Here is a 24,989-nt window from a genome sequence, read left to right on the forward strand (position 1 = left end):
AACGCCGCTGGACGACGTAAGGCGTAATCTGCTACCAATAGGGGTTTTCCCCACGCCCGTCAGGGTTATGCTCTTCATTGGAATTCTCCGCATGCTTGAAGCTACCGTCAAAAAGATCCTCCAGGCCCACGTTTACGAGGCCGCTTGTGAGACCCCCATTTCGCCTGCTCCCTTTTTGTCGCGTCGTTTCAATAACCAGATTTTAATCAAGCGCGAAGACCTACAGCCGGTTTTCTCGTTCAAGATCCGCGGGGCCTACAATAAAATGGCCCAGCTCAGCGAAGAACAGAAAGCCAAAGGCGTGATTGCCGCCTCTGCGGGCAATCATGCTCAGGGACTTGCCATGGCCGCCAAATTGATGGGCGTAAAAGCGGTCATTGTGATGCCGCGCATTACCCCTGAAATTAAAGTGCAGGCGGTGCGTGCCCGAGGCGCCAAGGTGGTGCTGAAGGGGGATGCCTTTGCCGCCGCCGCCGAGCATGCCCAGGAACTCATCAAGGAGCACGGCTACACCTATATTCCGCCCTTCGATGACATCGACGTGGTCGCCGGCCAAGGCACGATCGCGGTGGAAATCCTGCGCCAGCAGGCGGGGCGTCTCGACGCTATTTTTGTGCCAGTTGGCGGCGGTGGCCTGATTGCCGGGATTGCGGCTTACGTCAAGTACCTGCGCCCGGATATCAAGGTTATTGGCGTCGAATCCGAGGATAGTGCTTGCCTGAAGGCGGCACTGGAAGCCGGTGAGCGGGTAGTGCTGGACCAGGTGGGCGTTTTTGCCGAAGGTGTTGCTGTGGCGCAGATTGGCGAAGTGCCCTTCTCGCTGGTGAAAGACATTATCGACGATGTGATTACCGTCACCGCCGACGAAATGTGCGCCGCGGTCAAAGACATTTTTGAAGATACCCGTGCCGTTGCGGAAACTTCAGGCGCGCTATCGTTGGCCGGGCTGAAAAAATATATTCAGCAAACCGGCGCGGAAGGCGAAACCCTGCTGTGCATCAATTCCGGCGCCAACACCAACTTTGACCGTCTCCAGCATATTGCCGAGCGGACCGAGCTTGGCGAGCAGCGTGAGGCTATCCTGGCGGTGACGATTGCCGAAAAACCGGGCAGCTTTAAAAAATTCTGCCGCACGTTGGGCAAGCGCATGGTAACGGAGTTTAGCTATCGCTATGCGGACAACAGTGAAGCGCATATTTTTGTCGGGGTACAGGTAAAGCCCGGCGGTGAAGACCGCCAGGCGGTTATCGACAAGCTCCGAGAAGCGGGATACCAGGTTGAAGACTTGACTGATAACGAGTTGGCTAAGTTGCATATTCGTCACTTGAGTGGCGGTCGCCCTAGTGAACATTTTGAAGAAGAGCTGTACCGCTTTGAGTTTCCTGAGCGCCCAGGGGCGCTGATGAACTTCCTTACCCAGTTGCCTCACGACTGGAATATTTCGTTGTTTCATTATCGTAACCACGGGGCCGCCTATGGCCGCGTCCTGGTTGGCATGCAAGTCCCCAACGGTGACCGCACACACGTCGCGGAGCATTTGGATACCATTGGATACCGCTACTGGCGGGAAAGTGATAATCCCGCTTACCGGTTATTTATGGCGTAATATTCCTCCGCATAATGAGTTAGTGGTTACTCGCATTGCAGGCCGCCATGAGTCAGCCTATTAAGAAACGCTGTGCGATTATTTTTTCGTAGCATATTGCCGTTTAAACCGTTGTCAACGGTAGCCTATTGGCCCTATAGTCAGAGGCGAAATTAATGAAAGGCGTCATCAGGGCAGTATTAGGCTGCTCATAATTGGGTAAGCTAGGTGACGTTTTATTGCATTGGCAACACTCAGGGGGTTGGAGAAGCAATATGCGGCGTAAAAAGCCCGACATGGTAATGGCACTGATGATTGTGTTTGCGCTCGGGGTATTAGCCACCGGCTACGCGCAGGCGTTATCGGGAAGTTAACCCATACCTTGGCAAAATAAATAATATGCTCAACGTCGAGCGGGCTGGCCTTTGGGCCAGCCCGTTTTGCTATGAGGCCGATTAAACATCCCCAGGGCGAATGATATGTTGATCGCTCACCACGGCGTTTAACGGTATGTCCCAGGGTTCGACGGGTAGGGTGTCTACCTGCTGGCAAGCGTGGGCCACGCCCAGCAGCGTAGGCTTAGGACCAGGGCGACGCATAAAGGCGAGGCTGCGATCATAAAAACCGCCTCCCATACCCATGCGATTGGCCTGGGCGTCAAAACCGACCAGCGGCACTATCAACGTATCTAATGCCCACGCGGGAAGGCGGTTTAGGCGCTTGGCCGCAAAGCGGGTGTCGGGTTCGGCGATGCCGAAGCGATTTTTAACCATCGGGGTATGCGCATGATAAGCCACAAACCACAGCGTATTAGCTACGAATGGCCGCAACACTGGTAAATAAACGGTTACCCCGCGTCGACGCAGCCAGGGAATTAACGGGGTTGGGTCGATTTCACCCATCACGGGTAGGTAGAGGCTAATTCGCCGGGCACGGCGGATTTCGGGAAGGCGCTTGAGTTGCTGGCAAAGGCGGGAGGCCGCTTCGCGTTGCTCTCGTGGTGAAAGCGATCGACGCCGCTGGCGCAATTCACGCCGTAGCATCCTTTTTTGGTCAGCGCTGTGGAGGCTGTCCATCATAATGAGTGTTCCCCAGAGTGCCGCTGTCGTTCTGGCCCTGAACCTACTGGTTCAGGTGGGTGGCCGCAGCCAAACCGTCAGGCTTTCCGACGCACGGACATGCACACGGGCCTGGCTAGCATTTGGCCCCCTGGGTATTACGCATAGGCTCGAGGGACTATAACGACTGGCGCACACCCCAGAGAACTTGGTTATCCTAACAGAGCGGGGGCCAATGCCAAAGGCTTGCGTTAAACGACCTCACGGCTTGCGAGTTTGTGACAAAGCGTGTTCGAGCCGCTCATTTAGCCGGTTCAAGCTGGCTTCCCCGGCGCGATGTTCGTCCATTGCCTCAAGCAATTCGTGGGTAATGTTGAGTGCTGCCATAATGGCGATACGCTCACTTCCCAGCAGGCTACTTTGTGCCTGGATACCCTGCATGGCGCGATCCAGGTAGCGGGCCGCGCGTTCAAGCTTGGCTTCTTCACCGGGGTCGCAAGCAATCACGTAATCACGCCCCAATAGGCTGATTTCGGTAGTAGGCCGCTTAGTGTTACTCATGACAAACTCCGGCACGGGTCAAAGGGATGCCCAATGCGTTAACATCACTGCATAGGAAGGACGATGTCGTTCACTATAAGAGAGCGGCTTGCACGGGGTCAACGCGCAAGCCGGAGCGGCATATGATCGCAAACCCATTTGACGAGTGAAGACCATGTCGCTAATTGACGAACGCCAAGATTTTTCGGATGTCGCCGATGTTTTTTTGTTGCACGGAAGTATGCAGTCGCCCGCCTTTCTCGATGGTCGGTTATGCGCACTGCTTGCCTTGCGCGATGTGGATGCCCAAACCTGGCTGGAGGAGGTCTGCTTAAGCCTCGGTGTGGACCAGCCTCGTGATTCCGCTAGCGCCGAACGCCTACTTGGGTGGCGGCGGCAAACCCTGGAGGCGCTAAGCGCCAGCGACCTAGATTATACGCCGCTGCTACCTGATGAACTGTTTTCTTTGGGCGAGCAGGCGCAGGGCCTTAAAGAGTGGACGCTGGGCTTTATCGAAGTAGTCGATGAGGTGGCTGACAATGAGCTGCGCGAGCGCTGGTCACAGGCGCTACGCGAGGCAATAAGTGACCTAGAAGGGTTAGGCCGAATCGATACCGACATCGACGATAGCCCTGAAAACGAAAACGATCTATTTGCGCTTACCGAGCATGCCCGCATGGCCGCTATGCTGTTGTATACCGAACAGCACCCCGGCCAGCCGCAGGTCGAGAAAACCGATACGCCCGTTCATTAATCTGTTGTTGGAAAATGCTATGTTGCCTGATGTATTGCCTCGCCCGCCAGCTATCACGCGGGCAGAGTATCACCAGCGGCGCGACACACTAATGGCCCAGTTGCCGGCTAATGCCGCCGTTATTTTACCGGGGGGCTCGTTGGTGACGCGCTCCAACGACAGCGAGTACACGTTCCGGCAAAGCAGCGATTTTTACTACCTCACTGGCATCAGCGAGCCGGATGCCCTGCTGGTGCTGTTGCCGGGGCGTGAAGCAGGTCAAAGCGTGGTGTTTTGTCAGGACCGTGACCCCACCATGGAGGCCTGGACAGGGCGACGGCTGGGCGCTCAAGGGGTGATGACAGCGCACGGCATTGATCAGGCATTCGAAAACGCCGAGCGGGAAGCCAAGCTGCCTGAGTTGCTGGCGGGCCGTGAACTGCTCTATTTACCGCTCGACCATGACGGTGCCCTCGATATTGCTGAAGAAGCCTTGTCTCAGGCCAAGGCAGGCCAACGCCGTGGTCTTCCCGCGTTAAAAGGCTGGATGGATATTAATCCGCTGATTCATGCCATGCGCCAGATTAAGAGCGAAGCGGAGATCGCCCTATTGCGTCATGCCACGGCAATTTCTGCCCATGCGCATGTGCGTGCCATGTGCACGGCGAGGCCTGGCCTTAGTGAGTACCAGTTACAAGCTGAGCTGGAGCATGCGTTTGTTTGGCAGGGTGGCAGCGGCCCGGCCTACAGCACCATTGTGGGCGGCGGTGCCAATGCTTGCGTGTTGCACTACATTGAGAACAGCGCACCGCTGGCTGACGGCGAACTGGTATTGATTGATGCAGGCGCGGAATTTGAGCTCTACGCAGGCGATATTACCCGTACCTTCCCTGTCTCTGGGCGTTTCAACGATGCACAGCGTGCGCTTTATCAAGTGGTGCTTCACGCCCAGGAGCGCGCCGTTGCGGCTATTCAGCCTGGCGTCACCCTCGCCGACATCCATAAGGGTGTGGTAGCCGACTTGACCGCTGGGTTGATTGAGCTTGGTCTGCTGGAAGGCGAGCTGCAAACCTGCATCGACGAGCAGCACTACCGGCGGTTTTATCTACATTCGACGTCGCACTGGCTGGGGCTGGATGTGCACGATGTGGGCACCTACCGTCTTAACGCAGACACCCCCCGGCCGCTTGAGCCCGGTATGGTGCTGACCGTTGAGCCGGGTCTTTATATTCCGGATGAAACGGACATACCGGTAGCGTATCGAGGCATTGGCATCCGCATTGAGGACAACGTGGTGGTCACTAATCAGGGGCACGAGGTACTAACCGACCAGGTCCCTAAACGGGTCGCCGATATAGAAGCACTCATGGCATCTGATTAATTCATTGCAGTGCATTATGTAATTTACGTTACGCAATAAGCGCTGTACTTGAGAGCGTTGTCACCAGTGGGAGAGAGCCAATGCAAGCGTCTGGGCAAACGGTAACCCATGACATTGTGATTGTGGGGGGCGGGTTAGTGGGCGCGAGCTTAGGCTGTGCCCTGGCTCCCTTGATTGAGCGCTTTGGTTGGAAAGTCGCCATTATCGAGGCGGCACCGCTACCCGTTAAGTCGCTGGATGAGAGCTGGCAGCCAAGCTTTGATGCCCGCGCCAGCGCCATTGCCGAAGGCTCGGCCCAGCGCTTTCGTCAATTGGGCGTTTGGGAGGCCATGCAAGCTGAAGCCACGCCAATAAAGCGTATCCATATCAGCGAGCGGGGCCGGCTGGGGGCCACCCGGCTCAACGCCGATGAGCTTGGCGTCAATGCGCTGGGGCATGTGATTCCCAACGCTTGGATGGGGCGCGTGCTTCATCAACGGCTCAATACGTTACCCCTTGAATGGCACTGTCCCGCCAAGGTCGAGAGCATTACCCCGACCCCTCAGGGTCACGACCTGAGGCTCTCTGATGGTAGTTGCCTGCACGGCGCCTTAACGGTGTTGGCCGATGGTGGGCGCTCAGGGTTAAAAGAACAGCTGGGTATAGCCAGCCGCCGCGAGGCCTATCAGCAAACCGCGTTGATTGCCCACGTAGGCGTCAGTCAGCCACATCGTGGCGTCGCCTATGAGCGGTTTACCAGCGCAGGGCCGATTGCGCTACTTCCCCTACCGGGGCAGGCAATGGAGTTAATCTGGACGCATACCACCGGGCAGGAGCAGGCACGTCTGGCGCTCTCGGACGGCGAATTCCTGGCGCAACTCCAGGCCGCCTTTGGCGATCGGGTTGGGTGCTTTACTCAGGTGGGCCAGCGCCACAGCTACCCATTGAATTTAATCACCGCCGAAGAGCCCGTCCGCCCTGGGCTGGCTGTGTTGGGCAACGCAGCCCATGCGCTTCACCCGGTAGCTGGTCAAGGCTTCAATCTAGCCCTGCGTGGCGTGATGGATCTGGTCGAGGCTCTGGAAGAAGGCGAGTGGGCAAAACGGCCACTGGGCGATATGACTACGCTGCAGGCGTTCGAGCGCCAACGTGCGCGCGACCGCGCCAACGTGATTCGCTTTAGCGATGGGCTGATTCGCCTGTTTGGCTTGTCGCTCCCCCTATTGTCCCATGCCAGAGCGGCTGGCTTGATTGGCCTCAATATCGTTGGACCATTACGTAAAGGGCTAGCGCGCAGAGCAATGGGACTCGAACGTTGAGCCCTGGCAGCGTCGCCAAGCTTTGTACGAAAATCAAGCCAACATAAGGAGCGTTATGCAGACGTTCAATGAGTCAGATAAATCGGCGGCGAGTGACTTTGACGTCATCGTGGCCGGCGCTGGCATGGTGGGTAGCACCTTGAGTTGGCTGTTGGCCGATGCCGGGATGCGGGTGGCGCTGGTTGAGGCGAAAGCACAGCCACCGTCACATGCGGTGAGCAGCCTTCCGTCACCTCGAGTCAGCGCACTGACGCCGGTTTCACAGCGACTGTTAACTCATATCGGGGCCTGGCCGTTAATGGTCAATGCCCGCGTAACCCCCTATCGCCATATGCAGGTGTGGGACGCCGAAGGCAACGGCGAGATTGGTTTTTCCGCCGACGAGGCGGGCGTTCCCGTGTTGGGACATATCGTTGAAAACGACGTAACCCTGTCGGCGTTGCACACAACGCTTCAAGGTCAGGGCCGGGTTAGCGCGTTTTTCGGTACGCCGGTAGAAACATTGGGGGGCTCGGCGTCGGGGCGTCGGCTGGGTTTGGCGAGCGGCCAGTCACTGCACGCGCCGCTGGTTGTGGCAGCCGATGGGGCGCGCTCGCTGCTGCGTGACATGGCCGGAATCGACGTGATCAGCGAGGCAATGGGCCAGGATGCCGTGGTCACCACGGTGCGCTGTGACAAACCCCATGGCGACACCGCGCGGCAAGCATTTGTCGACGGATGTCCGCTGGCCTTTTTGCCGCTAACGGTAGACAGAGATGCCCACTATTGTTCGATTGTGTGGTCGACCACGCCTGCTCACGCTGAACAACTGTGCAAGCTTTACCCAGTGGCGTTAGGCGAGGCGCTTAGTGACGCCCTGGCAGGTCGTATGGGGACGGTTACTGCCTGTGATCGAGCGTATCGATTTCCGTTGGTGCAGCGCCATGCGACGTGTTACGTGCAACCGCATTTTGCGCTAGTGGGGGATGCGGCCCATAGCCTGCACCCCCTCGCTGGACAGGGAGTTAACCTGGGGTTGATGGATGCTGCCGTTTTGGCTGACGAGGTCACCGCGGCTTGGCGGCGGGGGGCTCCTTGGGGAGAGCTGAGCACACTGAATCGCTATGCCCGCCGACGGCGTGGGGATAATCGCGCGATGCTTGGCTTGATGAAAGGCTTTAAAACCCTGTTTGGTAGCCACGATCCGGCGCTCACGCTAATGCGTAATCTAGGTATGAGCGGCATGCATCGGCTGACCCCACTCAAGCGCCTTGTTATGCGGCAAGCGACCGGCGAGCGCGGTCGCTTGCCGGCCCCGTGTCGTTAATCACGACGGCGGTCGACCACATTCAATGCTTTCAGCAAGTTCAGCGCCTCGCCTAGTTGGTAGTCGTCGCGCAGGCGCTGCGAGGCTTCCTCGCGGTCACGCGGAGCCTGCTGGGAGCGAAGGTGGCCTTCTAAGTCGGCTTCGCGGGTCTCGCGCCCTCCTTCGGCAACCTCTAGCCGTCCACGCACCACATCAACGTCGGGCTCAATGCCTTGTGCTTGAATCGAGCGGCCGTCCGGGGTGTAGTAAAGCGCGGTGGTAAGCTTAAGGCCCTCACCGTTGCCCAGTGGCATAATCTGCTGAACAGACCCCTTACCGAAGCTATCCGTACCCATAATGACGCCACGGCGCTGGTCTTGGAGGGCGCCAGCGACAATTTCGGCGGCTGAAGCGCTGCCGCCGTTGATCAGTACCACTAGTGGCACGTCGGCTGCAGGTGTATCAGCGGAGGCTGAGAAGGACAGCTCATTGTCGGGAATACGGCCTTCGGTATAGACAATCAGGCCGTCGTCTAAAAATAAATCAGCTACACCAACAGCAGCCTGTAAAACGCCGCCGGGATTATTACGTAAATCGAGCACTAGCCCTTCCAGCGGTTGTTCGCGGGCCATATTCTCAAGCGCTTTTTGGGCCTGCTCTGGCGTACGCGACTGGAATTGACTGATGCGTAAATAGCCATAGCCGGTTTCCAATAGCTCATGTTTAACGCTTTCGCTGCGGATAACCTCGCGGGTCAGGGTGAAGGCCCGAGGAGAGTCTTCACCGGCGCGTAGCACGGAAATCTCCAGTTTGGTGCCGGGGTCGCCGCGCATCAGGGTAACCGCTTCCTGCAAGGACATGTTGTCGGTAGGGGTGCCGTCGATGCTGATGATGATATCCCGCGACATCAGCCCCGCCCGAGAGGCAGGCGTATCGTCGATCGGAGTAATGACCATGAGCTGGCCGTTTTCCATGCCGACTTCGATACCGATGCCGCCAAATTCACCCTCGGTGGATTCGCGCAGACTTTGATATTCCTCTTTATCAAGATAAGCGGAGTGAGGGTCTAGCTCGCTCAGCATGCCACGCATGGCATTACGCAGCAGGGTGCGGTCGTCAACTTCTTCAACATAAGCGCGTTTAATGCGTTCAAACACTTCGGCAAATGTCTGGATCTCTTCAAGCGGCAAGTCGTCGCTGACGCTATCGCCAGCACCACTGCCTTCACTACTGGGTTGAGCCAGCAGCGGTAACGGGGCCGATAGTAAAGCGATAGAGAGCAGGGTTGCCAAGAGGCGTTTGGCGGGGGCCGATACCTCGGTAACAGATAGCGTCATGCAGACTCCGCGAGCGATAGGTGGGCAGCGTGCGTCGCTACCCGAAGTGACAATAATAATGACTCAGCTTATCCCGTCAGCGGCGTGCAATCCAACGTTGTGGGTTAATTGGTTCGCCCCGCTTGCGAACTTCAAAGTAAAGCGCGCTACGTGGCTGGCCCCCGCTATCGCCAACCCGGCCAATTTCGTCGCCGCGCTCGATCTGTTGGCCGGGGCGTGCGGTGAACTGTTGCAGATGGGCGTAAAGCGTCATGATTTGATCGCCGTGGTCGATAATGAGTAGATTGCCAAACCCGCGCATCCAGTCGGCAAACACCACTCGGCCCTCATGCACTGCGCTTACTGATGTGCCTGCTGAGGACTGGATGACGATACCGTTGTAATGGACACCGTCGCGACGCTGAAAGTCAGCCGTAATGTCGCCTTGAACCGGCCAGGGTAAGTCCCCTTGGGTACGGGCAATATGAGTGGTCGGTGTGGGCTCGTCAAGGCGGGCTAGTTCTGCCTGGATCTCACGTAGTCGTTGTTCGGCCTGCTCGCGGTCATTTGTTAAGTCGGCCAACCGCGCCGCCTCGCTGCCATAACGGTCATCAAGGTTTTCCACTACGCCGCGACGCTCCTGGGTCCGTTCAGCCAGTTGCGCACTTTCGTCCTCCAGCTCATCGGCCAGTGACGCCAGGCGGTCTTGTCGCTCGGCCAGTGCTTGCTGGGTGTCGGCAAGCGCACTATCCAGCCGGGCAATCTCGTCCAAGCGTTGCTGGCGCGCCTCGGTTAGCCGGTTCAAGTAGGCCTGCATACGGTCAAGCTCGGCAGGATCGCCCTGATTTAACAGCAGCTTGAGTTGGGGGGTCGGACCCAGCCGATAGAGCGCCGCTAATTGTTGGCCAAGGGCTTCGGACTGGGCTTCCCGGTCTGCCTGAAGGCTATCGCGATGCTTGCGAAGCTGATCGGTTTCTTCATTGAGCTTTCGGCGCTCACCTTGCAGTTGGTCGAGCCGCTGGTGGGTCTTGGCGAGCTCGGTTTCGACCTCGCGCAGCTCGCGTTTAGCCCCATCGCGGGCATCATCGGTTTCGTTTAAACGCTCGGAAAGCGCCTCAATCGCTTGACCAATATTGTCCAGCTGCTGGCGGGCTTGGTTTTCGCTGGGCTGGGCAGCGCTGGACGTGGTGTATATCAGCGCTATCCCAGCTACCAACCCGACAAGTCGTCGCATGAAAGAATTAACCGAAGGTAATCAATGGGTGACCGGTCATCGCTTGAGGAACCTCTTGATTCATCATGCGTAAAAGCGTCGGTGCGAGATCGCACAGCCGGCCATCCACAAGCGCACCGGTGCGTTCGCCGACATAGATCAGCGGCACCATAAAGGTGGTGTGGGCGGTCTGCGGCGCGCCAGTTTCGGGGTGCACCATCTGCTCGGCATTGCCGTGGTCGGCTGTGATCAGGCAGGCTCCACCGGCTCGCTCAATGGCCTCGACCACGCGGCCCACACAGGTATCGACGGTCTCGATGGCTTTTACCGCTGCGTCAAAATCGCCGGTGTGGCCGACCATATCGCCATTGGCGTAGTTACACACCATCAGGTCAAAGCGGCCGGTCTCGATGGCCTCAACTAACTTGTCGGTGATCTCGAAGGCGCTCATTTCGGGCTTTTCGTCGTAGGTCTTTACGTCGCGTGGGGAGGGAATGAGAATGCGCTCTTCGCCCTCATACTCGGCTTCATTGCCGCCCGAAAAAAAGAACGTTACGTGGGGGTATTTTTCGGTTTCGGCAATGCGCAGTTGGGTTAAACCGCGCTTGGCGACGACTTCGCCCAGGCTGTCGTTAAGGTCGCTGGGTGGGAAGGCGGCAGGTGCAGCAATATCAGCAGCGTACTGGGTCATCATAACCAGCCCGTCACCCGCGAGTTTGGGGCATACGCGCCGTTCGAAGCCGTTGAAGTCAGGCTCGACGAAGGCGCGAGTCAGTTCGCGGGCACGATCTGAGCGGAAGTTCAGGAAAATCGCCGCGTCGCCATCCTGCAACGTGATGGCCTTGTCTTTGGAACCGTCGCCCAGCGGTATGCTGCTGGCGGCGACAAACTCGTCGGTTTCTCCCCGCGCGTAGGCATCGCGCAGGGCCATTTCGGCGCTGGTGGCGTAGTACTCAGCGTCACCCTCCGTGAGCAGCCGATAGGCTTGCTCCACGCGTTCCCAGCGGTTGTCGCGATCCATGGCATAAAAGCGACCGATAATTGAAGCGACAAAGCCGTTGTCAGCCCCTACCAGCTCAGCCAGGCGGGCGTTGGCACGTTCTATGGAGCGTAGAGCGCTTTGTGGCGGCATGTCCCGGCCGTCCAGGAAGGCGTGCACATAGATATGCTGGGCACCGCGACGGGCAGCCAATTCTGCCATGGCGATAAAATGGTCCTCGTGACTGTGAACGCCGCCGGGCGAGAGTAGACCCAATAGATGAACGGGACGTCCGTTGGCCACGGCTTCGTCGATGGGCTGGGTAAGCACGTCGATGGTGTCCAGGTCGCCGTCTTCAACCGCTTTGGTGATGCGGGTAAAGTCCTGGTAGACGATGCGTCCGGCGCCCAGATTCATATGACCGACTTCGGAGTTGCCCATTTGCCCATCAGGAAGCCCTACGTGGTGACCATCGGTATGTACGAACGCATGGGGGTAGCTAGCCCACAGCTTATCCATTACCGGGGTCTTGGCGGCGGCCACCGCATTGTGCGCGCTATCAGGGTTGTGCCCATAGCCATCTAAAATAATCAGCGCGACGGGGCGTGGGGTGCGTACAGTGTCCATGAAATCCTCCTGATGAGTGGCAAGCCGAACGACATAAAGTGGATCGGGGTCGCGGCCAACGCATGCTTGGGGCATCATAACGCAGCCAATGGCACAGCGTCATGGCTCAGGCCTGCGCGCTCCGCCGCCAGACGTGTATACTTGTCGCGTTTTAACGGTGGTAACGCCGCTTTTTTCCGTATTGACCAAGAGATTGTGTCGCGATGATCGATCAGTTGTTCGAATTCGTAATGAATCATCCCCTATTAGTGGGGGCGTTTTTGCTGGCACTGATAGCGTGGATTATTTATGAAACACGCAGTGCTTCCACCCATGCGTTGGGGGCCTCCGAAGCTACGCAGCTTATTAACCGTGAGGACGCTGTCGTGTTGGATATCCGTGAGAGCAAAGACTTTAAAACGGGCCATATCGCCGGTGCGCGCAACATTCCCCAGAGCAGCCTTGATAGCCGCATGAATGAGCTGAATAAGGTGAAAGACAAGCCGATCATTGTGGTGTGTAAGCACGGCCAAAGTTCGGGCGCTGCCCAGGCCAAGCTCGCTAAAGCAGGCTTTGAACGGGCTTTTAAATTGAAAGGCGGCATGGCGCAGTGGCAGGCAGACGGCCTGCCAGTGGTTAAAAAGTAAGCACAAACGTATCTCTCTTTTTATTGCATCAACAACGAGGAGTTCTCCCATGGCGGAAGATAACAACACCCCGCAGGCTGGCGCGCAAACCGACGAAAAGCCCCAGCTCAAGTTCTCACTACAGCGCATTTATGTGAAAGATATTTCGTTTGAAGCACCCAATTCCCCGTCGGTGTTCAAGGAGGCGTTTAAGCCCAAGGTCAATCTCGATCTTAACACCAGCAGCACCAAAATTGCCGATGACCAGTACGAAGTGGTCGTCAAAGTGACCGCCCAGGTTAACGATAACGAAACCGGCACGACATCCTTTTTGGCGGAAGTCGAACAGGCAGGCTTGTTCCGCATTGCCGGTATCGAAGGTGCTCAGTTGGATCAAACCTTGGGCGCTTTCTGCCCTAATTTGTTGTTTCCGTATGCCCGGGAATGTGTAGACAACCTGGTCAATCGTGGTGGCTTCCCGCCGTTGATGCTGGCCCCGGTGAATTTTGAAGCGATGTACGCGCAGCGTAAACAGCGCGAGAAACAACAAGCCAGCCCAACCGAAGAGAACACTCACTAAGCGATGCGCGCTGCCGACTGGTACGCCTTGCACGGCAAAATGCCTCGCCTTTACGTGCCCTTGGCGTTTAGTACAGGCGATGAGGTGGTGCTGCCAGAAGGCCCCGCACGACACGTTACCCGCGTGCTTCGGCTTACAGAAAACGCACCGCTGGTGTTATTTGATGGCCAAGGTCATGAAGCAGGTGTGCGCTTGGTTGAGGCAAGCCGTAAGCGAACGGTGGCCCGGGTAGACGTTGTTTGGCCGGGCAGCGATGAATCGCCATTGGCGGTGCATTTAGGCCAGGCGATTTCCAAAGGCGACCGAATGGATTATGCCATTCAGAAGGCCGTCGAGCTTGGCGTGTCGGCCATCACTCCACTTTATACCGAGCGGTGTGATGTACGCCTTAAAGGCGACCGGGAGGAGAAAAAGCTTGCCCATTGGCAGGCGGTAGCTGCCAGTGCCTGTGAACAGAGCGGGCGGGCCGTAGTGCCGCCTGTGAATTCGCCGGTAACCCTCCAAGCTTGGCTTGACGAGCGCCAGGAACCACTGCGTTTAATGCTTCATTTAGCGACCGGTCATCCTTTTGATCGCGAGCTGTCCCCAGAGGCAGTGGCGCTATTGATTGGGCCCGAAGGTGGCTTGAGTGACACGGATATTGCGGCTGCATCAGCCGCCGATTTTACCCCACTCACCCTGGGCCCACGGGTGCTGCGTACTGAGACGGCGCCGATAGTGGCGTTAACGCTTCTGCAGCACTATTTCGGCGATTTGTAAGCCTGGCTACGCTTTGCCTTGCGTTGCCAAGGCCCCATAATGAAGGCCTACTTACTGTAAGGACGGCACCCATGGTTCGCGAGCCTCATTCCGCCACCCGATCTGCTAGCGATGCTTCCGCCCAATTGGGTGAAGTGGCCTACTTAACGGTGACCGCCGTGAATAGCACTGGGGCTTTTTTACGCTGGGGCCAGCCTAAAGATGTGCTATTGCCCTACAGCGAGCAGCGCTTTCGCCCCGACCCTGGCAAACGCGTGCTGGTCATGCTGTACAGCGACGACCAGGGGCGGCCCGTGGCGACCATGCGACTTGATCGCTTTTTAACCGACGACGCCTGGGCACTCGAGACGGGCGATCCTGTGGCGGTAGTGGTTGCCGACCGCACCGATCTGGGGATGAAAGTCGTCGTCAATCACCGTTACTGGGGGTTGATTTATCAGGATGATATTAGTCAGCCGTTACGGCGAGGTCAGTCGTTAACAGGCTTTGTAAAGCAGCGCCGCGAAGATGGCCGAGTGGATATTTCTCTGCTTCCCCCAGGTGCTGCTCGCTTGGATGTGGTGGGCGATAAAGTACTCCAGGCACTGCGTGCAAGCGGCGGTTATCTGGCGCTGGGCGATAAAAGTGACGCTCATGCCATCAAGGCGCGCCTAGGCGTGAGCAAAAGCGCTTATAAACAGGCGATTGGGCGACTTTACAAGCAAGGGTTGGTCACCCTGGAACCCGGTGCCATACGCCTAGTGCCCGGTGCGCTCAGCGATTGAGGCGGCTCGCGGTTGGAGCCTGAGAAGCAGTACGGCATACTGCTCAACTATTGTTCATGTATGGATTGTGCCCCAATGAGTCAGTCAACATTGCACCTTGGTGTCGTGATGGACCCCATCAGCGATATCGCTTACAAGAAAGATACCACTATGGCGATGCTATGGGCGGCCCAGGATCGCGGCTATACGTTGCATTACATGGAGCAGGAAGATCTTTTCTTGAATGCAGGGCAAGCTTATGCACGCATGCGGCCGTTGACGGTTTATCGAGATCCCGCGCATTGGTATGAACTCGGTGAGCCTTCTGCGCGGCCGCTCGACGAGCTTGACGCAGTATTGATGCGTAAAGACCCGCCGGTGGATGCGGATTTCACCAACGCGGTTCATTTGCTTGGCTTTGCAGAGCGCGAGGGCGTATTGGTCGTCAATCCAACCGCCGCTCTATTGCAGTGCAATGAAAAGCTGTTTGCCCAGCAGTTTCCGCAGTGCTGCGCACCGACGTTGGTAGCCAGCCGCGCCGATGTGTTGCGCGCCTTTCATGCCGAGCATGGCGATGTCATTTTTAAGCCGCTGGATGGCATGGGCGGCACCGGTATTTTTCACATTGGCCCTGAAGGGCGCAACATCGGCGCGGTGATTGAGCAGCTTACTCTACGCGGCCAACGCCAGATTATGGCGCAGCGCTACCTGCCCGCTATTAAAGAAGGCGACACGCGGATTTTGCTGGTCGATGGCGAGCCTGTTCCTTACGGACTCGCACGCATCCCCTCAGCGGGTGAAACGCGTGGCAACCTTGCTGCCGGTGGTCGTGGTGTGAGTCGTGAGCTGACCGAGCGAGACCAGTGGCTCATTCAGCAAGTACAGCCCATGATCCGCGAGAAAGGGCTGATGTTTGTCGGTCTGGATGTGATCGGCGATTACATTACGGAAATTAACGTCACAAGCCCAACTTGCGTACGTGAAATTGACGATCAGCGTGGCACGGATATCGCAGGTTTGCTGTTGGATGCCATTGAGCGTCGTCTTGCTGCATAAAGCGGGCTGCTATGGCTCTGGCGCGCACTATTTATTGATTTTTTAGGTCGGCTGTTGATGTCAGCTGGCCGCAGGAGACGCATGCAAAGTTTAAAGCATCATTTTTTGATGGCCATGCCGCACCAAGACGACCCTAATTTTGCGGGAAGCCTTATCTATCTATGCGACCATGATCACAATGGCTGTATGGGGGTCATCGCCAATCGTCCCTTGGAAATCACCCTAGACGCGTTGTTTGAACAGTTGGAACTAGGGGGAGACGAGAGTCCGTGCCGCAACGCACCGGTTTATTACGGCGGGCCAATGCATAAAGATCGCGGCTTTATTCTCCACATCGGCGATAGCCAGGCGTGGGACTCAAGCCTTCAAGTGGAGGACGGCATTGCATTGACGACGTCGATGGATATTTTGCAGGCCTTGGCAAATGGTGAAGGCCCCGAGCAGTTTCTGGTGTGCTTAGGTTGTGCCGGTTGGGAAGTAGGTCAGTTGGAAGAAGAGCTAAAAGAGAATGCTTGGCTGACCGTGGAAGGCCAAGCGTCGGTGCTTTTCGATACCCCGCCTGCTGAACGGCTCGCCGCCGCGGCAGGCATCCTTGGCGTTGACCTTAACCTGATGACCCGTGACGCAGGGCACGCATAATGGTTGAGGATAATGGCTGAAATAGGGCAGCGTCTGTTACTCGCGTTTGATTTTGGTACGCGCCGCATCGGCGTAGCCGTCGGCAATGAACTGCTAAACAGCGCCCGTGAGCTTGCCCCGCTCACCGCCCGTGACGGCATTCCCGACTGGGACTTGGTAGCGCGTCTGGTAAAGGAGTGGCAGCCTGATATGTTCGTAGTAGGCTTGCCGCTCAACATGGATGGCACCGAGTCGGCCATGAGTACCCGCGCGCGTAAATTTGCCAACCGGCTCCACGGGCGTTTTGGAAAGCCCTGTGTAATGGTCGATGAGCGCGGCTCTACCCAGGAAGCCAAACAAATCGCCCATGCGGCGGGCCACCGCGGTAACTACCGCGAAGACAGTGTCGATGGTATTGCCGCGGTACTTATTTTGGAAGGCTGGTTTGCCCACCAGGAAGGGCTTCCCGGCGGGCGTTTATCTCAATAAGAGCCAGCTTGCGAGTGCATTAACGGTCGAGGGTGCCGGTTTGAGCGGGCACAAACCAGCGCACGGGCCGCATCTCTTTTTCAATCAGTTCATCGACTTCTAATAGCGTGGCAAAGATCGCCATGCGCATGGGAATGCCACTATCCGTTTGCCGGAAGATGGCCAGCCGAGGGTCGCCATTTAGATCCACATTCAAGTCATTCGCGCCAGGGCGGCTATCGCGGGGCAGGGGGTGCATCACAATCGTATTTTGGCTGCAGCGTCGATCCAGAAAGTCTCGGTTGACCATAAAGTCGTCGGAAAGCCCCTGAAAGCTCTCGTTCATCTCGTCAGTAAAACGCTCCTTCTGAATCCGGGTCGCGTACACCACGTCCAAATCCGAGAAGTTGCTAGCCAGCGAGCTGCGTTGTTCAATGCGGTGGCCGCGCGAGGTGACGAGATCGATTAGCTTTGCAGGCATCTCAAGGCCTGGCGGCGACACTAGCGTAATGCGTAGTGGATCATAGAGTGACAGTAGCTTAATCAGTGAGTGGACGGTACGGCCATATTTTAAATCTCCAGTGAGCAGAATATGCGCACCGCTAAGAGATTTCCCTAGGCGATGGAACTCTTTATCAATCGTATAAAGATCGAGCAGCGCTTGGCTGGGGTGCTCGCCTGGCCCGTCCCCGCCGTTAATCACCGGCACATTGGTTGCAGCTGCGAACTCCGCCACTGAGCCTTGATCGGGGTGTCGCATCACAATCGCGTCGCAGTAGCCGCTCATCACACGACTGGTGTCATACAGCGACTCTCCCTTGGCCATGGAAGAGAAGGTAAAGCCTGTCGTATCACATACGCTGCCGCCCAAACGGCAAAACGCTGAGTTGAAGCTTACGCGCGTGCGCGTACTGGCTTCAAAAAATAGATTGCCGAGTACCGCCCCTTCCAAAACTCGTGTCACTTGACGCCGCTGAGCAATTGGCTCCATACGTGCAGCAACACGCAGTAAATGATCAACGCTTTCGCGATCTAATGAATCGACGGTTAACAGATGCTGGCTCTGGCTCATCACGGACCTCGGCAGGAAAGTAAGTATCGCTAGTGTAACCGCCAACCAGCCTATCGCCGAAGCGCTTTCACAGTGGATAGCGCCTAATCATAAAACTTTTTCTCATAACCCTCTTGCCAACCCGGCGGTGAAGCCGTAAAGTACGCATCCGCTGCCGGGGACGCCAAGCGTTACCAGCGGTGGGAGGGGTTAAAAACTCTCGGTTTGTCAGTGAGTTAGGGTGCTGATAGTGACAGTAGGTTTGCATCACCTCGCGCCAATTAGTCATTGACAACCAGTCGGAAGTGCGTAGAATACGTCTTCCTCGCTGAGGCCAAACCGTTCACCGGTTGGCCGATTTTGTAAAGCGAAACGCTCTTTAATAATTTGATCAGGTAATTCATGTGGGCGCTTGCCGATGAGGGTGATAAATCACCTATTATCAAGGCAAGCGACTCAAGCACTACGGCTTTTCGAAGCCGATATTGAATGAATTCGTTTGACCCTTGAGCCAAGTTTGGTTCGCTTTTGCTGCCCTTCGGGGTAGTGAGTAAGAACCACAATGATTTTAAACTGAAGAGTTTGATCATGGCTCAGATTGAACGCTGGCGGCAGGCCTAACACATGCAAGTCGAGCGGTAACAGATCTAGCTTGCTAGATGCTGACGAGCGGCGGACGGGTGAGTAATGCATAGGAATCTACCCGGTAGTGGGGGATAACCTGGGGAAACCCAGGCTAATACCGCATACGTCCTACGGGAGAAAGGGGGCTTTGGCTCCCGCTATCGGATGAGCCTATGCCGGATTAGCTGGTTGGTGAGGTAACGGCTCACCAAGGCGACGATCCGTAGCTGGTCTGAGAGGATGATCAGCCACATCGGGACTGAGACACGGCCCGAACTCCTACGGGAGGCAGCAGTGGGGAATATTGGACAATGGGGGCAACCCTGATCCAGCCATGCCGCGTGTGTGAAGAAGGCCCTCGGGTTGTAAAGCACTTTCAGCGAGGAAGAACGCCTGGTGGTTAATACCCGCCAGGAAAGACATCACTCGCAGAAGAAGCACCGGCTAACTCCGTGCCAGCAGCCGCGGTAATACGGAGGGTGCAAGCGTTAATCGGAATTACTGGGCGTAAAGCGCGCGTAGGTGGCTTGATAAGCCGGTTGTGAAAGCCCCGGGCTCAACCTGGGAACGGCATCCGGAACTATCAGGCTAGAGTGCAGGAGAGGAAGGTAGAATTCCCGGTGTAGCGGTGAAATGCGTAGAGATCGGGAGGAATACCAGTGGCGAAGGCGGCCTTCTGGACTGACACTGACACTGAGGTGCGAAAGCGTGGGTAGCAAACAGGATTAGATACCCTGGTAGTCCACGCCGTAAACGATGTCGACCAGCCGTTGGGTGCCTAGCGCACTTTGTGGCGAAGTTAACGCGATAAGTCGACCGCCTGGGGAGTACGGCCGCAAGGTTAAAACTCAAATGAATTGACGGGGGCCCGCACAAGCGGTGGAGCATGTGGTTTAATTCGATGCAACGCGAAGAACCTTACCTACCCTTGACATCCTGCGAACTTGGTAGAGATACCTTGGTGCCTTCGGGAGCGCAGAGACAGGTGCTGCATGGCTGTCGTCAGCTCGTGTTGTGAAATGTTGGGTTAAGTCCCGTAACGAGCGCAACCCTTGTCCTTATTTGCCAGCGGGTAATGCCGGGAACTCTAAGGAGACTGCCGGTGACAAACCGGAGGAAGGTGGGGACGACGTCAAGTCATCATGGCCCTTACGGGTAGGGCTACACACGTGCTACAATGGCCGGTACAGAGGGCTGCGAGCTCGCGAGAGTCAGCGAATCCCTTAAAGCCGGTCTCAGTCCGGATCGGAGTCTGCAACTCGACTCCGTGAAGTCGGAATCGCTAGTAATCGTGAATCAGAATGTCACGGTGAATACGTTCCCGGGCCTTGTACACACCGCCCGTCACACCATGGGAGTGGACTGCACCAGAAGTGGTTAGCCTAACTTTGGAGGGCGATCACCACGGTGTGGTTCATGACTGGGGTGAAGTCGTAACAAGGTAGCCGTAGGGGAACCTGCGGCTGGATCACCTCCTTAAACGATGCATTATCCTCGCGGTAAGCGCTCACAATGAATTACCTGATCAAGAAACTGCCGATACGCAGTGATAAGCGTTGTCTTCACATTGAAAAAAGAAAAAAGACCTTTTTTTAAAGACCTTTCTTTTTCTTTTAAAGTGAAAAAAGCATCCGCTTATCACTGCGCATAGCAGTCGCTCTTTAACAATGTATATCATGCTGACAGGAACGTGTTTTGAACACGTTCCTACGTAATTGTTTTGTGATACGTCTCAAGCGTATCCGGCAATCGTTATCATTGCGAGATACCAGACTCCTTCGGGTTATAGGGTCAAGCAATGAAGCGCACACGGTGGATGCCTAGGCAGCCAGAGGCGATGAAAGACGTGGAAGCCTGCGATAAGGCTCGGCGAGGTGGCAAACAACCTGTGACCCGGGCATTTCTGAATGGGGAAACCCACCGATCACAAGATCGGTATCCTGTCCTGAATCTATAGGGCCAGGAGGCGAACCAGGGGAACTGAAACATCTAAGTACCCTGAGGAAAAGAAATCAACCGAGATTCCCCCAGTAGCGGCGAGCGAACGGGGACCAGCCCTTAAGCATGTGACTGATTAGGCGAATGCGTTGGGAAGCGCGGCCGTAGCGGGTGATAGCCCCGTAGTCGAAAATCTGATCATGTGAAATCGAGTAGGTCGGGGCACGAGAAACCTTGACTGAAGACGGGGGGACCATCCTCCAAGGCTAAATACTCCTGGCTGACCGATAGTGAACCAGTACCGTGAGGGAAAGGCGAAAAGAACCCCGGAGAGGGGAGTGAAATAGATCCTGAAACCGTGTGCGTACAAGCAGTAGGAGCCCCATCACTAAGCTTCTTCGTGATGTGGAACACCATCAGCCCCCGCTTGACGGTTAACGTTGCTTGCAACGTTCAACCCACCCAAACAAGCAGAGGTGGCTTAGTGATGGGGTGACTGCGTACCTTTTGTATAATGGGTCAGCGACTTATATTCAGTGGCGAGGTTAACCGTATAGGGGAGCCGTAGGGAAACCGAGTCTTAACTGGGCGACACAGTCGCTGGATATAGACCCGAAACCGAGCGATCTATCCATGAGCAGGGTGAAGATTGAGTAACATCAATTGGAGGCCCGAACCAGGATCTGTTGAAAAAGATTTGGATGACTTGTGGATCGGAGTGAAAGGCTAATCAAGCTCGGAGATAGCTGGTTCTCCTCGAAAGCTATTTAGGTAGCGCCTCACGTATCACCGCCGGGGGTAGAGCACTGTTTCGGCTAGGGGGTCATCCCGACTTACCAACCCGAGGCAAACTCCGAATACCGGTGAGTGCGAGCGTGGGAGACACACAGCGGGTGCTAACGTCCGTTGTGAAAAGGGAAACAACCCAGACCGTCAGCTAAGGTCCCGAAATCCTGGTTAAGTGGGAAACGATGTGGGAAGGCTCAGACAGCTAGGAGGTTGGCTTAGAAGCAGCCATCCTTTAAAGAAAGCGTAATAGCTCACTAGTCGAGTCGGCCTGCGCGGAAGATGTAACGGGGCTAAACCAGGTACCGAAGCTACGGGTGCGTTCTTAGGAATGCGCGGTAGAGGAGCGTCGTGTACGCCGATGAAGGTGGATTGAGAAGTCTGCTGGAGGTATCACGAGTGCGAATGCTGACATGAGTAACGATAAAGGGAGTGAAAAACTCCCTCGCCGGAAGACCAAGGGTTTCTGTTCGACGCTAATCGGAGCAGAGTGAGTCGGCCCCTAAGGCGAGGCCGAAAGGCGTAGTCGATGGGAAACGGGTCAATATTCCCGTACCGGACATGGTTGCGATGGGGGGACGAAGAAGGCTAGGTGAGCCAGGCGTTGGTAGCCCTGGTGAAAGTCAGTAGGCTGAGGGTTTAGGTAAATCCGGATCCTCAAGGCCGAGAGACGAGATGAACTGACCACGGTCAGGAAGTCACTGATGCCACGCTTCCAGGAAAAGCCTCTAAGCTTCAGATCATGTGCGACCGTACCCCAAACCGACACAGGTGGTCAGGGTGAGAATCCCAAGGCGCTTGAGAGAACTCGGGTGAAGGAACTAGGCAAAATGGTGCCGTAACTTCGGGAGAAGGCACGCCGGCGTATTGTGAGAGCCCTTGCGGCTTAAGCGAGAACCGGTCGAAGATACCAGGTGGCTGCAACTGTTTATTAAAAACACAGCACTCTGCTAACGCGCAAGCGGACGTATAGGGTGTGACGCCTGCCCGGTGCCGGAAGGTTAAATGATGGTGTTAGGATTCGTCCGAAGCTCTTGATTGAAGCCCCGGTAAACGGCGGCCGTAACTATAACGGTCCTAAGGTAGCGAAATTCCTTGTCGGGTAAGTTCCGACCTGCACGAATGGCGTAATGATGGCCACGCTGTCTCCACCCGAGACTCAGTGAAATTGAAATCGCCGTGAAGATGCGGTGTACCCGCGGCTAGACGGAAAGACCCCGTGAACCTTTACTATAGCTTCACACTGGACGCTGATGTTGCCTGTGTAGGATAGCTGGGAGGCTTTGAAACTCGGACGCCAGTTCGGGTGGAGCCAACCTTGAAATACCAGCCTGGCATCATTGGCGTTCTCACTCAGGTCCGTTATCCGGATCGAGGACAGTGTGTGGTGGGTAGTTTGACTGGGGCGGTCTCCTCCCAAAGCGTAACGGAGGAGCACGAAGGTACCCTCAGCACGGTCGGACATCGTGCAATGAGTGCAAGAGCATAAGGGTGCTTGACTGCGAGACAGACACGTCGAGCAGGTGCGAAAGCAGGTTCTAGTGATCCGGTGGTTCTGTATGGAAGGGCCATCGCTCAACGGATAAAAGGTACTCCGGGGATAACAGGCTGATACCGCCCAAGAGTTCACATCGACGGCGGTGTTTGGCACCTCGATGTCGGCTCATCACATCCTGGGGCTGAAGTCGGTCCCAAGGGTATGGCTGTTCGCCATTTAAAGTGGTACGCGAGCTGGGTTTAGAACGTCGTGAGACAGTTCGGTCCCTATCTGCCGTGGGCGTTGGATGTTTGAGAAGGGCTGCTCCTAGTACGAGAGGACCGGAGTGGACGCACCTCTGGTGTTCCGGTTGTCACGCCAGTGGCATTGCCGGGTAGCTATGTGCGGACGGGATAACCGCTGAAAGCATCTAAGCGGGAAGCCCCCTTCAAGATGAGACATCCCTGAGGCCTAGAGCCTCCTGAAGGGCCCAGCGAGACCAGCTGGTTGATAGGCACGGTGTGGAAGCGCTGCAAGGTGTTGAGCTAACGTGTACTAATGGCCCGTGAGGCTTGACCCTATAACACCCAAGGGGTCTGGTCGCGATGATAACGAAAGAACCGGATACGCACTGCGCTGATGAGTATCAGCCAGTCAGAGACGCCACAAAACACAGCATGATATACAGCCAGTTACGCCTGACGACCATAGCAAGCGTGAACCACCTGATCCCTTGCCGAACTCAGCAGTGAAACCGCTTCGCGCCGATGGTAGTGTGGGGTCTCCCCATGCGAGAGTAGGTCATCGTCAGGCACTTATTTAGCGAAGCCCCGGCCAGTTGGTCGGGGCTTTTTGTTGGGCGGAAGGAAGCAAGGGGTCTCCCCATGGAGAGTCCCGGAGCGCCGGCCGGATCATCGTCAGGCACTTATTTAGAAAAGCCCCGAGCACAGTGTGTTCGGGGCTTTTTGTTGGGTGTTATCAAAATAATCACCACTCAATAGATTTACCGTTCCAATCCCAGAAACTACCACTATCCTCAGGCGTTCGCTGGTCCATGACGGCAAGCAAGTGCTCGGCCACAAACGCAGGTGTAAACAGCTTTTCTTTTGGTACGCGCGCTTGAAAAGGCTTTGATAGTGTTGTGTCAGTAGTGCCAGGATGAAGACATAGCACGATAGACTGCTTGTTGAGGCGTGATATCTCAATAGCTGCCGTCCTCATCAGCATGTTATGCGCCGCTTTACTGGCTCGATAGCTATACCAGCCCCCGTAACCGTTATCGCCAATTGATCCCACACGAGCAGAAAGACTGGCAATGATCGCTGGATGTTTACCTTGTAAACATGACTTCAGTGACGAAAGCAAAAGCGCTGGCATTACCGCGTTAATATGCATGACATGTGCTATGGAGGTTTCATTGAGCTGCTCAAGCCTTTTTTCAGGCTGAATGCCGTTTGCGCTGTCGTGAAGTATCCCGGTCGCATTAAACAGAAGGTGAACGGGGCGGCCATCCAGATGTTGAGATAGCACTTCTCGTCCAAGGGATATCGAGACATCGGCAATCACGGATTCCACATTAGGACGATTTAGCCGGACAGGAGAGCGGCTAACTGCTACGATCCTGCCTACCTGGCTATTGGTGAGGAGTGCGTCAACCATAGCATTGCCAATACCGCCGTTGGCGCCGATGACGACGGCAGTAAAATTTTCGGGCAGGAATGAAAGCATGCAACTACTCCATAAGGGAACGATATGTTGCCCATTGAAGTTTTTTGCAGAGGAGTTGTCTAGCTTTTAGGTGGTTATATATAGGATTTGTTCAAGCGGAGGCGTTAATACGTCCCGGCTGGGCTGAGTTGCGCCCATTAGGGTTATAAAGCGTCTTTTCAGCTATCTGTCGAATGTAATCGAGCATTTGCTGATTATGCTGCATGCGTAAAGAAAGCATTTCACCTGTTAATGCGTTCATTCGGGCGGCGCGTTCACTTTTTTCTAGTAAGTGCTGCCAAGCATCGGTGCAGCCAGCATCTTGTGCGGCAGCCTTGGCACCTAGCGCGCCACTTTCATATCCAAGACGCCTTTGCACATTGCGCCGAAGAACCTCAATCCGTTCAAGTTCAGTTAGCAAGTGCTGCTTTTGGCTTGCCACGTCAGCGAGCGCATCGCCATCGATATTACCCTGGGTCAATAGGGATTGCTCGTTGCCTAGCAGGGTTATCAACGCATCAATGCGCTGTTGCTGGTCAGTCAACAAGCTGGCGAGGCTCAT

At 56.0% G+C, this 24,989-nt stretch carries 20 protein-coding genes, 3 rRNA genes and 1 other RNA gene; 15 read left to right on the forward strand and 9 right to left on the reverse strand.

What is annotated here, in order from left to right:
* Positions 1-91 precede the first annotated feature (91 nt).
* Positions 92-1,606, forward strand: a complete 1,515-nt coding sequence (gene ilvA / locus CPH17_RS12895; protein ID WP_074398032.1) for a threonine ammonia-lyase, biosynthetic — start codon at positions 92-94, stop codon at positions 1,604-1,606.
* Positions 1,607-2,040: 434 nt separating this feature from the next.
* Here ilvA and CPH17_RS12900 read toward each other — a convergent pair whose 3' ends face one another.
* From CPH17_RS12900 to CPH17_RS12910, 3 genes are all read right to left on the reverse strand, one after another.
* Positions 2,041-2,661: a 5-formyltetrahydrofolate cyclo-ligase gene (locus tag CPH17_RS12900; protein ID WP_074398588.1), complete on the reverse strand. Its 621-nt coding sequence runs from the start codon at positions 2,659-2,661 to the stop codon at positions 2,041-2,043.
* Positions 2,662-2,669: 8 nt separating this feature from the next.
* A non-coding RNA gene (gene ssrS / locus CPH17_RS12905) (6S RNA) lies at positions 2,670-2,852 on the reverse strand.
* A 52-nt stretch (positions 2,853-2,904) separates the two neighbouring features.
* Positions 2,905-3,204, reverse strand: a complete 300-nt coding sequence (locus tag CPH17_RS12910; RefSeq protein WP_074398031.1) for a cell division protein ZapA — start codon at positions 3,202-3,204, stop codon at positions 2,905-2,907.
* 154 nt (positions 3,205-3,358) lie between these two features.
* Between CPH17_RS12910 and CPH17_RS12915 the strand changes: the two genes are divergently transcribed.
* The 4 genes from CPH17_RS12915 to CPH17_RS12930 all read left to right on the forward strand — a co-directional run bounded on the left by CPH17_RS12915 (position 3,359) and on the right by CPH17_RS12930 (position 7,901).
* Positions 3,359-3,937 carry a UPF0149 family protein gene (locus CPH17_RS12915; RefSeq protein ID WP_096299795.1) on the forward strand — a complete coding sequence of 193 codons (579 nt, stop codon included), beginning with the start codon at positions 3,359-3,361 and terminating at the stop codon, positions 3,935-3,937.
* 19 nt (positions 3,938-3,956) lie between these two features.
* Positions 3,957-5,297, forward strand: a complete 1,341-nt coding sequence (pepP, locus tag CPH17_RS12920; protein WP_096299797.1) for a Xaa-Pro aminopeptidase — start codon at positions 3,957-3,959, stop codon at positions 5,295-5,297.
* Positions 5,298-5,377: 80 nt separating this feature from the next.
* Positions 5,378-6,595 (forward strand): 2-octaprenyl-6-methoxyphenyl hydroxylase, encoded by a 1,218-nt coding sequence (gene ubiH, locus CPH17_RS12925; protein ID WP_074398026.1) that lies wholly within the window; start codon positions 5,378-5,380, stop codon positions 6,593-6,595.
* A gap of 55 nt (positions 6,596-6,650) precedes the next feature.
* Positions 6,651-7,901: a UbiH/UbiF/VisC/COQ6 family ubiquinone biosynthesis hydroxylase gene (locus CPH17_RS12930; protein WP_096299799.1), complete on the forward strand. Its 1,251-nt coding sequence runs from the start codon at positions 6,651-6,653 to the stop codon at positions 7,899-7,901.
* On the opposite strand, the gene CPH17_RS12935 is transcribed toward CPH17_RS12930, so the two are convergent.
* From CPH17_RS12935 to gpmI, 3 genes are all read right to left on the reverse strand, one after another.
* A complete protein-coding gene (locus CPH17_RS12935; protein WP_096299801.1) occupies positions 7,898-9,217 on the reverse strand; it encodes a S41 family peptidase in 1,320 nt (439 codons plus the stop codon). The two genes, CPH17_RS12930 and CPH17_RS12935, sit on opposite strands and share 4 nt — an antisense overlap.
* A 76-nt stretch (positions 9,218-9,293) precedes the next feature.
* On the reverse strand, positions 9,294-10,430 hold the full coding sequence (locus tag CPH17_RS12940; protein WP_074398022.1) for a murein hydrolase activator EnvC family protein: 1,137 nt from the start codon (positions 10,428-10,430) through the stop codon (positions 9,294-9,296).
* A 7-nt stretch (positions 10,431-10,437) separates the two neighbouring features.
* The gene (gpmI, locus tag CPH17_RS12945) at positions 10,438-12,015 is read right to left on the reverse strand and encodes a 2,3-bisphosphoglycerate-independent phosphoglycerate mutase (RefSeq protein WP_074398020.1); all 1,578 of its coding nucleotides are present in this window, start codon (positions 12,013-12,015) and stop codon (positions 10,438-10,440) included.
* Between the two features lie 203 nt (positions 12,016-12,218).
* Between gpmI and CPH17_RS12950 the strand changes: the two genes are divergently transcribed.
* From CPH17_RS12950 to ruvX, 7 genes are all read left to right on the forward strand, one after another.
* Positions 12,219-12,641 (forward strand): rhodanese-like domain-containing protein, encoded by a 423-nt coding sequence (locus tag CPH17_RS12950; RefSeq protein WP_074398019.1) that lies wholly within the window; start codon positions 12,219-12,221, stop codon positions 12,639-12,641.
* A gap of 49 nt (positions 12,642-12,690) precedes the next feature.
* Positions 12,691-13,200 (forward strand): protein-export chaperone SecB, encoded by a 510-nt coding sequence (secB, locus tag CPH17_RS12955; protein ID WP_074398017.1) that lies wholly within the window; start codon positions 12,691-12,693, stop codon positions 13,198-13,200.
* A gap of 3 nt (positions 13,201-13,203) precedes the next feature.
* On the forward strand, positions 13,204-13,959 hold the full coding sequence (locus CPH17_RS12960; protein ID WP_074398016.1) for a 16S rRNA (uracil(1498)-N(3))-methyltransferase: 756 nt from the start codon (positions 13,204-13,206) through the stop codon (positions 13,957-13,959).
* Positions 13,960-14,030: 71 nt separating this feature from the next.
* A complete protein-coding gene (locus tag CPH17_RS12965) occupies positions 14,031-14,723 on the forward strand; it encodes a CvfB family protein (RefSeq protein ID WP_074398014.1) in 693 nt (230 codons plus the stop codon).
* A 75-nt stretch (positions 14,724-14,798) separates the two neighbouring features.
* Entirely contained in the window at positions 14,799-15,758 is a 960-nt protein-coding gene (gene gshB / locus CPH17_RS12970; RefSeq protein WP_074398011.1) for a glutathione synthase, read from the forward strand.
* An 81-nt stretch (positions 15,759-15,839) separates the two neighbouring features.
* Positions 15,840-16,397: a YqgE/AlgH family protein gene (locus CPH17_RS12975; protein WP_074398010.1), complete on the forward strand. Its 558-nt coding sequence runs from the start codon at positions 15,840-15,842 to the stop codon at positions 16,395-16,397.
* Positions 16,398-16,409: 12 nt separating this feature from the next.
* On the forward strand, positions 16,410-16,865 hold the full coding sequence (ruvX, locus tag CPH17_RS12980; protein WP_074398008.1) for a Holliday junction resolvase RuvX: 456 nt from the start codon (positions 16,410-16,412) through the stop codon (positions 16,863-16,865).
* 19 nt (positions 16,866-16,884) lie between these two features.
* Here the strand turns inward: ruvX and CPH17_RS12985 are convergent, their stop codons facing one another.
* Positions 16,885-17,916: an aspartate carbamoyltransferase gene (locus tag CPH17_RS12985; RefSeq protein WP_074398007.1), complete on the reverse strand. Its 1,032-nt coding sequence runs from the start codon at positions 17,914-17,916 to the stop codon at positions 16,885-16,887.
* 549 nt (positions 17,917-18,465) lie between these two features.
* Here CPH17_RS12985 and CPH17_RS12990 point away from each other — a divergent pair.
* The 3 genes from CPH17_RS12990 (at position 18,466) to rrf (ending at position 23,533) form a co-directional block, all read left to right on the forward strand.
* Positions 18,466-19,998, forward strand: a 16S ribosomal RNA gene (locus CPH17_RS12990).
* Between the two features lie 310 nt (positions 19,999-20,308).
* Positions 20,309-23,300 (forward strand): 23S ribosomal RNA (locus CPH17_RS12995).
* A gap of 117 nt (positions 23,301-23,417) precedes the next feature.
* Positions 23,418-23,533, forward strand: a 5S ribosomal RNA gene (gene rrf, locus CPH17_RS13000).
* The 16S, 23S and 5S rRNA genes sit together here, the layout of an rRNA operon.
* A gap of 174 nt (positions 23,534-23,707) precedes the next feature.
* Here the strand turns inward: rrf and CPH17_RS13005 are convergent.
* Positions 23,708-24,448 (reverse strand): SDR family NAD(P)-dependent oxidoreductase, encoded by a 741-nt coding sequence (locus CPH17_RS13005; RefSeq protein WP_074398005.1) that lies wholly within the window; start codon positions 24,446-24,448, stop codon positions 23,708-23,710.
* A gap of 91 nt (positions 24,449-24,539) precedes the next feature.
* Complete coding sequence (locus CPH17_RS13010) at positions 24,540-24,989, reverse strand: flagella synthesis protein FlgN (RefSeq protein WP_074398004.1); 450 nt, start codon at positions 24,987-24,989, stop codon at positions 24,540-24,542.

This window comes from Halomonas sp. hl-4 (assembly GCF_900215475.1).
Classification (GTDB): domain Bacteria; phylum Pseudomonadota; class Gammaproteobacteria; order Pseudomonadales; family Halomonadaceae; genus Vreelandella.